Annotated in this window: 1 protein-coding gene; it reads right to left on the bottom strand. The window is 57.3% G+C overall.

Annotated features, from left to right (window positions below):
* Positions 1–572, bottom strand: a 572-nt coding sequence (locus KP705_RS16365) for a Tn3 family transposase (protein ID WP_215765014.1), incomplete at both ends; no start/stop codon positions are given.

Raw genomic sequence — 572 nt, 5'->3', positions numbered from 1 at the left:
CAGTTCACCAAGCTGGTTGAAGAAGAGCGCCCGAGCCAGCGCATTCCGGGCTTCTCCCTTGTTGAGCCCTGCCTGGGTTCGCCTGCGCAAATCCAGATCCTGTATCCAGTCGAGCATGAAAACCGACCGCTCGATCCGGCCAACTTCACGCAAGGCCACAGCCAGACCATTCTGACGGGGATAAGATCCGAGCTTCCGCAGCATGGCCGAGGCCGTCACGGTTCCACTCCGAATGGATGTGACCAGACGCAGCAGGTCGTCCCAGTGGGCCGCAACATGATCGGTATTGATCGGGTCACCGGCCATTCCACTCAGGAGATCACCGGGGCTTTGATCTGGAAACAGGTGAAGTTTCCGCTCTTTCAGATCCCGTATCCTGGGCGCAAATCGATAACCAAAGAAGGGCATCAGCCCGAAAACATGATCCGATGCCCCACCCGTGTCGGTATAATGCTCTTCAATGGAAAGCCCGTTGGCATGATACAGCAGCCCATCCAGAACATAGGGTGCTTCACCGGCCGTCGCCGCAATCACCCGGGTCGAAAACGGATCATACTGATCGGAGATGTGGG

Origin of the sequence: Gluconobacter sp. P1D12_c (assembly GCF_018812105.1) — a bacterium.
Classification (GTDB): Bacteria; Pseudomonadota; Alphaproteobacteria; order Acetobacterales; family Acetobacteraceae; genus Gluconobacter; species Gluconobacter oxydans_A.
The sequence above is the reverse complement of the archived record's forward strand: the minus strand, read 5'-3'. Positions and strand labels throughout refer to the sequence as shown.